Annotated in this window: 9 protein-coding genes; 2 read left to right on the top strand and 7 right to left on the bottom strand. The window is 73.5% G+C overall.

Going from position 1 to position 7,403, the window contains the following annotated elements; genetic code table 11:
* Nucleotides 1-53 precede the first annotated feature (53 nt).
* The 5 genes from ACFQ8C_RS25350 to afsQ1 form a co-directional block, all read right to left on the bottom strand.
* A complete protein-coding gene (locus ACFQ8C_RS25350; protein ID WP_383461603.1) occupies nucleotides 54-257 on the bottom strand; it encodes a PspC domain-containing protein in 204 nt (67 codons plus the stop codon).
* Between the two features lie 88 nt (nucleotides 258-345).
* A complete protein-coding gene (locus ACFQ8C_RS25345; RefSeq protein WP_383461601.1) occupies nucleotides 346-897 on the bottom strand; it encodes a VanZ family protein in 552 nt (183 codons plus the stop codon).
* Between the two features lie 72 nt (nucleotides 898-969).
* Complete coding sequence (locus ACFQ8C_RS25340) at nucleotides 970-1,560, bottom strand: hypothetical protein (protein ID WP_383461600.1); 591 nt, start codon at nucleotides 1,558-1,560, stop codon at nucleotides 970-972.
* Complete coding sequence (locus ACFQ8C_RS25335) at nucleotides 1,557-3,110, bottom strand: ATP-binding protein (RefSeq protein ID WP_383461598.1); 1,554 nt, start codon at nucleotides 3,108-3,110, stop codon at nucleotides 1,557-1,559. Before ACFQ8C_RS25335 ends, ACFQ8C_RS25340 begins: the two co-directional genes overlap by 4 nt.
* On the bottom strand, nucleotides 3,107-3,784 hold the full coding sequence (gene afsQ1 / locus ACFQ8C_RS25330; protein WP_383461596.1) for a two-component system response regulator AfsQ1: 678 nt from the start codon (nucleotides 3,782-3,784) through the stop codon (nucleotides 3,107-3,109). The genes ACFQ8C_RS25335 and afsQ1 overlap by 4 nt, the downstream gene beginning before the upstream one ends.
* A 172-nt stretch (nucleotides 3,785-3,956) precedes the next feature.
* Between afsQ1 and ACFQ8C_RS25325 the strand changes: the two genes are divergently transcribed.
* Nucleotides 3,957-4,676, top strand: a complete 720-nt coding sequence (locus tag ACFQ8C_RS25325) for a SigE family RNA polymerase sigma factor (RefSeq protein ID WP_383461594.1) — start codon at nucleotides 3,957-3,959, stop codon at nucleotides 4,674-4,676.
* Nucleotides 4,677-4,787: 111 nt separating this feature from the next.
* Here ACFQ8C_RS25325 and ACFQ8C_RS25320 read toward each other — a convergent pair whose 3' ends face one another.
* Nucleotides 4,788-5,483: an ATP-binding protein gene (locus ACFQ8C_RS25320; RefSeq protein WP_383461592.1), complete on the bottom strand. Its 696-nt coding sequence runs from the start codon at nucleotides 5,481-5,483 to the stop codon at nucleotides 4,788-4,790.
* Nucleotides 5,484-5,535: 52 nt separating this feature from the next.
* Between ACFQ8C_RS25320 and ACFQ8C_RS25315 the strand changes: the two genes are divergently transcribed.
* On the top strand, nucleotides 5,536-5,940 hold the full coding sequence (locus ACFQ8C_RS25315) for a hypothetical protein (RefSeq protein ID WP_383461591.1): 405 nt from the start codon (nucleotides 5,536-5,538) through the stop codon (nucleotides 5,938-5,940).
* A gap of 21 nt (nucleotides 5,941-5,961) precedes the next feature.
* On the opposite strand, the gene ACFQ8C_RS25310 is transcribed toward ACFQ8C_RS25315, so the two are convergent.
* Nucleotides 5,962-7,395 (bottom strand): TerD family protein, encoded by a 1,434-nt coding sequence (locus tag ACFQ8C_RS25310; RefSeq protein WP_383461589.1) that lies wholly within the window; start codon nucleotides 7,393-7,395, stop codon nucleotides 5,962-5,964.
* Between the last annotated feature and the right edge of the window lie 8 nt (nucleotides 7,396-7,403).

Below are 7,403 nucleotides of genomic sequence, written 5' to 3'. Positions count from 1 at the left end.
GGCGCGCACCCGGGACGTCCGGGTCCGCGCCCCTTCGGCGTGGGATGGTGCGCCTACCAGGCGGCCGCCTTCGTCCGCGACTCGCTCGGCAGCAGCAGCCAGAGCGCCAGGTAGAGCACGAACTGGGGGCCGGGCAGCAGGCACGAGGCCAGGAAGATCACCCGCATCGTCAGGGCGGAGGTGCCGAAGCGCCGGGCGAGCGCCGCGCACACACCGCCGAGCATCCGGCCTTCGCGGGGGCGGACAAGTGCGGCCATGGTGGCTCCTTCGTCGATTCCGGAAGCCTCTCCTTCGGGCTTCCCGATGACTCCATGGTGCCGATTCGTCCGTACTTTCGGCGTCGGTCTAGCGGGCGATCGGGACCCTTGAAATCCTCGGGGTGCGACCCTGATCCGACTCGCTCCCGATCCGGAGCCGACCCTGACCCAGACCCTGATCCCGACCCCGACCCCGACCCTCGGGGGACTCCCGGCGGCGCCGCATCCGGGTCCGTGCCGCGGGCACCACCAGGAGATGCGCCAGCGCCACCCCGAGGGTGTTCAGGAGCACCGAGTCCACGTCCACGACCTGCCCCGGCACCGCCGTCTGCAGCAGTTCGAGGGCGAGCGACACCAGCGCCCCGGCCGCCGTCGTCCGGGTCAGCGAGCCCCACGGCGAGGCGTCGAGCCGCCCGTCGCACATCGGGAGCAGCACCCCGAGCGGGGCGAGCAGCAGCAGTCCCGCGGCGATCTGCCGGGCCGCCGCGGCGGGCCCGAGCGCCAGATCGGCGCGGAGCCCGGCCAGCGGCACCGTGTTCGGGGCGGTCACCCAGGCGACGTCCCGTGGGAGCAGGCCGACCCAGGCGACGAGCAGCAGATGCGCGATCAGGAGCACGAACCCGATCACGCGGACGACCACGGCGGCGTTCCCGCCCGAACCTTGACGCTGCACGCCCCCCAAGACGCCGCCCGCGCCGCGATCGGTTCCGCTTCAGCCCGCCGGCGTCGGCGCGGCCACGGTGGGCGGGGCCGACTCGGGCCGCTCCCGCAGCTCCGTCGTACAGCGGTAGCGCTTCGGCGGGTACGCCCCCGGGCCCGCGAGGAGCACCATGTGACCGCCCGTGCCCGCCGAGCTCTCCGCGAAGGTGCACACCAGCTGCGACAGCGCCGCCGGAGCCAGGTCCTCCGGCTGCCGGCTCAGCCGCAGCGTGCCCTCCGGATCGCCCGCCCGGCCGCCCGCCACCTTCAGCGGAGCCCGTACCGCCGTGGTGAAACCGGCCTGCCGCTCGGCCTCCGAGGGCTCCGCGAGCAGCTGCGCGAGCAGCGCCGACGCCGTCCGCACCGGATCGCCGCTCGCCTTGTCCTCCGGCTGCGGCGACCTGCGGTCCACCGGCTCCAGCTGCGAGCCGCACACCAGGAAGGCCCGCACCGGGACCCCCGACGCGGGCGCCGGCGTCTCCGGCACGTTGCACGGCACCCGGGACGGGGCCGGTCCCGCGTCCACCGGCACCGAGGTCGTCCTGATCCCGCAGCCGGTGACCAGCACGGCGAGCGCCGCCACCGCGGCCGTACGCAGCCTCACGCGTCCACCTCTTCGCCCTGCCGGGTGCCGGTGCCCAGGTCGCGGGCGACCGCCGACGCGTCCCGGGGCAGCCGCAGCACGAACACCGCGCCGTCCACCGCGCCGTCCCCGTCCACCGAGTTGGCGGCGGAGATCGTCCCGCCGTGGATCAGCGCGTTCTCCATGGCGATCGACAGACCGAGACCGGACCCGTCGGAGCGGGGCCGCTGCGCGCTCGCCTTGTAGAAGCGGTCGAAGACGTGCGGAAGCACCTCCGCGGGGATGCCCGGCCCGTGGTCGCGCACGGAGATGACCAGGTCCTCCTCCCCGTCGGGCCCCGGCTCGGTGCGGACCGAGACCCGCACCGGGGAACCGCCGTGCTTCAGCGCGTTCCCGATCAGGTTCGCCAGGATCACGTCGAGCCGGCGCGGGTCGAGCCGGCAGACGACGCCGCGCTCCGCGTCCAGGTCCACCGCGTCCAGCCAGGCCCGCGCGTCGATGCACGCGGTGATCTGGTCGGCGATGTCCACGTCGTCCAGGACCAGCCGGGCGGTGCCCGCGTCGAAGCGGGTCACCTCCATCAGGTTCTCCACCAGGTTGTTGAGCCGCCGGGTCTCGGAGACCACCAGCGCCACCGCGGGGGCGATCATCGGGTCCAGGGTGTCCTGCTCGTCCTCCAGGACCTCCGTCACCGCCGTCAGCGCGGTCAGCGGGGTCCGCAGCTCGTGCGACATGTCGGCGACGAACCGCCGGGAGGACTCCTCCCGGGCGCTCATGTCCGCCACCTTCTTCTGGAGGTTCTCCGCCGCGCTGTTGAACGTCCGCGACAGATCGGACAGTTCGTCCGCGCCGGAGACCCGCAGCCGGGTGTCCAGCTTGCCCTCGCCGAGCTGCCGCGCGGCCTCGCCGAGCCGCCGCACCGGCCGCAGCACGGTCGAGGCGGCCACCTGGGCCAGCAGCACCGAACCGATCACCGCGAGCCCGGTCGCGATCCCCAGCGACCACGACAGCGAGTTGAGGTCCGCCTTCTCGGCCGCCAGCGACTTGAACATGTAACCGGCCGGACCGCCGCCGTCGATCCGCGTCCCGCCCACCAGGTACGGCGTCCCGCCCCGCTCGGTGCGCTGCCAGAACAGGTGGTACGGGTACGGGTCGGCGTCCGTCACCGCGCGCCGGGTGTCCACCGCCTCCCGCAGCGACACCGGCACGTCGGCCAGCGTGAAGACGTCCGGGTCCGAGGCGACCACGACCGGCTTGCCCGCGGCCCGCTCGCCGAGCAGCAGCACCTGGTAGCCGGCGCTGCCCGCCGTCATCTCCTCGGCGGTACGCCGCAGATCCTCCTGCGTCGGCCGCAGCGGCAGCGTCGCCACCCGGTTCTGCATCTCCTGCCGGAAGCCGTTCAGCGCGCTGTCCTGGGTGCGCTTGAGCACCGCCTCCCGGTTCAGCCAGTACGCGATCCCCGAAGCCGACACCGCCGCCGTCAGCGCCACCAGCGCGAACACCACGACCAGCCGCAGGCGCAGGCTGGAGAGGCGCAGCCGTGCGAAGACCCCCCTGTTCCCCTTGGTCACGCAGGAACGTCCAGCCGGTATCCGACACCCCGCACCGTACGGATCAGGGTCGGCGAGGACGGCACGTCCTCCACCTTCGCCCGCAGCCGCTGCACACAGGCGTCCACCAGGCGCGAGTCGCCCAGGTAGTCGTGCTCCCACACCAGCCGCAGCAACTGCTGCCGGGACAGCGCCTGCCCGGGCCGCCGGCTCAGTTCGAGCAGCAGCCGCAGCTCCGTCGGCGTCAGCTGGAGGTCCTGGCCGTTCTTCGTGACGGTCATCGCGGCCCGGTCGATCACCAGCGAGCCGAAGCTCGCCGAGTCCGTCGACTCCCGTTCGCCGCGCCGCAGCACCGCCCGGATCCGGGCGTCGAGGACCCGCCCCTGCACCGGCTTCACCACGTAGTCGTCGGCGCCCGACTCCAGGCCCACGACGACGTCGATGTCGTCGCTGCGCGCGGTGAGCAGGATGATCGGCAGCTGGTCGGTGCGGCGGATCCGCCGGCACACCTCGAACCCGTCGATGCCGGGCAGCATCACGTCGAGCACGACCAGGTCCGGCCGGTGCTCCTTGAGCAACTGCAGGCCGTCCTCGCCCGACGCGGCGGTGGCCACCCGGTGGCCCTGCCGGGACAGGGAGAGTTCGAGGGCCGTGCGGATGGCGTCGTCGTCCTCGATCAGCAACAGAAAAGGCACGGACGTCATTCTGGCTCATGAGCCGTCCGAGTTCGACCGCCCGGAGGCGCGCTTCCGTCCCCGGCCCTGTGACACGTCTGTGACAGTCGGCGGACAACGCCATGAAGTCCGCCGGGCAAGCTTCTTGGCACACGGACCGAAACACACACTCCGACCGACAGGGGGGCGCGAGATGAACGCACTGCACGGCACCACCTCCAGCGCAGTCGTCACGCGGCTCCACGACGTCGTGCGGAGCACCGAGAAGTCCGGGGGTGCGAACGGACGGGGGTGCGTTCGTACCGTCGGGCGTCAGCGCAAGGCGCCGTACATGGTCGCCGTCGCTGACGGGGGAGCGGTGTACGGGGAGGCCACGGGGGAGCGTTCCTGTTCGGAGGCCGAGTTCACGGCCTACGTCCAGGAGCGCCGGGCCTCCCTGTACGCCACCGCCTACCACCTGACCGGTGACCGTTTCGAGGCCGAGGACCTGCTCCAGAGCGCGCTGTTCTCCACGTACCGCGCCTGGGAGCGGATCAGCGACAAGGCCGCCGTCGGCGGCTACCTGCGCCGCACGATGACCAATCTGCACATCAGCGCCTGGCGCCGGCGCAAGGTCAACGAGTACCCGACCGAGGAGCTGCCGGAGACGGTCGGCGAGACGGACGCGATGCGCGGCACCGAGCTGCGCGCGGTGCTGTGGCAGGCCCTGGCCCGCCTGCCCGAGCTCCAGCGGACCATGCTGGTGCTGCGTTACTACGAGGGTCGGACCGATCCGGAGATCGCGGAGATCCTGGACATCAGTGTCGGCACGGTGAAGTCGAGCATCTGGCGGTCGCTGCGGCGGCTGCGCGAGGACGAGGTGCTGAGCTTCGGCCGTGACCAGGAGGAGTCCTTCGGCGAGTTGGTCGCCTGAGGATCGGGGGGACACGGGGGAGGCCCCACGGGGGAAACGGGGCCACGGGGGAAACAGCGAAGCGGGTCGTACGAGTCCGGGGGGTCTCGTACGGCCCGCTTCGTGCGTGTGTCAGCGGCTCGCCGGGGTGCGGTGGCGGCCCGCCGCCGCGGCGGCGAGGCGGCCGAGGGCCTCCGGCTTGGCGCAGGGGTGGGCGCCGAGGGCGGTCTGGCGGGTGACGATGGCCCGCTCGGCGCGCATCAGGCGCCAGCCGCGGCGCAGCAGGAAGGGGACCGACTTGCGGCCCTCCCGCAGGTCGCGCAGGAGGCGGCGGCGGAAGGTGGTGGACGGGCGGCCGCGCAGGCAGAGCGCGTCGGCCAGCACGTCGAGCTCCCGGCAGCGGGTGACGATCTCGGCGGCGAAGATGCCCTCGGCGATGAAGAGCGGGGTCCGCTCGATGTCGAGGCGGTCGCTGCCGGTGCGGGAGCTGGTGGAGATGTCGTACACCGGAACGTCGGTCCGGCCCGTACGGCACAGTGCGACGATCGCGGCGACGGCGGCGTCCGCGTCCCAGGAGAGCGGGGAGTCCCAGTCGATGTCGCTGCTGCCGACGACGAGTGGGAGCGACGGGTCGTCGGCTTCCTTGTAGAAGTCGTCGAGGCGCAGGACCGGGAGGCCGGTGACGGCGGCGAGGGACGACTTGCCGGAGCCGGAGGGGCCCGCGAGCAGGACGACCCGGGTCGGGATCGGTTGGGAACTCACGGAACACCAGTGTGAGGCATTACCCCGTCCAGGGGACCACCGAGGAGGGCTGTTGGTATCGAGCATCACACCTCCACTACTGTCGGTGGCCGCTCGCTCACCCCTCGGAAGGACCCCCATGGCGCGTCACGCAGAGCCGAAGGCCCCCCGCCGCGGCTTCCTGTTCCAGGCCGGTCTCGGCGTCACCGCGGCCGGTGCCGCCGTGTTCGGGGCGGCGGCCGCCGCCCAGGCCGCGCCGGGCACCGCGGTGCCGCTGCCGGTGGACTCGCTGACCCGCACCGACGCCGGCGCGGCCGGCGCGGGCGCCCTGGCCGGCGTCACCCACGGGCTGGGCCCGCTGACCCGGCTCCAGCTCGACCCGCTGGCGAAGACCGGCGTCGACCCGCTCGCCAACGGCGTCGGCACCCAGATCGCCGACTTCAAGCCGGTCGGCACCGACGTGGTGACCGGCCACGTCACGGAGGGCGGGGCGGTGGCCGACCTGCCGGTCGCCGGCCCGCTGACGCAGAAGCTGCTGCCGTAGGGACGGTCCGGCCCGTGCCCCTCAGTGCCTCGCGCGGCGCAGCCAGCCCAGTGCCCCGCGGGGCTCGGGCGCCCGCATCGGGCTGTCGGGGTTCCGGCCGGTGCTGTGCGGCCGCACGTCCTTCAGGCGCGCGGTCCAGGGCGCGTCCGCCACGGACAGGTAGACGAGGAGCGGGCCTTCGGGCAGCGGCAGGGTCTCCTTGCGCGCGCCGATCTCGTTGACGGCTCCTTCGGGCCTCGGAAGCGTGGTGGGGTCCGTGTGCCCCGCCAGCCGGTAGAAGTGGACGATGAGGTTGCTGCTGCCCTGGTAGTCGAAGGTGACGTCGGCCGTCCCCCCGGTGTGGAGCAGTACCTCGGGGCCCCAGCTCTCCAGTCGGCTCTCCGACAGGCGCCGGGCCTCCGCCAGTGGCAGGATCCGCACCTGCCAGGAGCCGGGCGCCTCCAGCCGCAGGCGCAGGCGTCCGTGCTCGGGGACGGAGGTGAGCACGCGGCCCCGGAAGTTCTTCTCCGTGCTGCTGACGAGGGAACGCCCCTTGGTGTTGGCGTCGTCGAGGGGCCACAGCCCCGTGTAACCCTCTCCCTTCACGGCCAGTTCGACCATGACGGGGCCGGGCGGGAGGTCCTTCACGGTGATCACGTCGTTGTTCCGGCCGGAGGCACCGCGCGGCTTGAAGACGGGCCCGCACGTCCAGACCGACGGGTCGGGCCGCGGCGCGGGCGGGGCGGACGCCGGCCGGCCCTCGGCCTTGGCCTGCCGCTGGGCCGCGGCGACGGCCCTGATCTCGGCTTCGGTCATGTCCAGGAGCTGGTCACGGGTGAGGCGCAGCCCCTGCGCCGGGGCCTCAGCCTGGGGCGGGGTCTCCGTCTGCGCCGGGGCCTCCGCCTGGGATGGGGTCTCCGTCCGGGGGGGATCGGCGGGCGCGGCGGGAGCCGGGATCCGGTACGGAACCTCCTGCGGCTCCTCGCCCACGTCCACCCCGTGGTCCACCGCCAGGCCGGTCAGCCCGTCGACGTACCCCTGGCCCACCGCGCGGAACTTCCAGCCGCCCGAGCGGCGGTACAGCTCCGCGACGACCATCGCCGTCTCGGCGCCCGCGTCGGTGACCTCGTACGCCACGACCGTCCCGCCGTCCGGCCCGAAGACCTCCACGGACAGGGCGCGCGCGTCTCGCAGGGCGCCCTCCTCCGTCGACACGACGACGAGGACGCGGGTGACGGTCTCCTCGACGTCCGTGAGGTCGGCGTCCAGCCACACCGTGCCGTCCTCGCCCCCGGCGAGTCGTACCGCGCCCGAAGGGTGCGCCGGAGCGCCGTCGAACACGATGTCGGCGTCCCCCCGGACCCTGCCCTGCTCCGTCACGAGCAGCGCCGCGACGTCCACCCCGCTCCGGACGGCGACACGCAGCGCCGCCGTCGGGACGAAGGCGTTGTCTCCCTTGATCAATCCCCTCAGCATGACCGGAT

The sequence above is a fragment of the Streptomyces sp. NPDC056503 genome, assembly GCF_042794995.1.
Classification (GTDB): domain Bacteria; phylum Actinomycetota; class Actinomycetes; order Streptomycetales; family Streptomycetaceae; genus Streptomyces.
The sequence above is the reverse complement of the archived record's forward strand: the minus strand, read 5'-3'. Positions and strand labels throughout refer to the sequence as shown.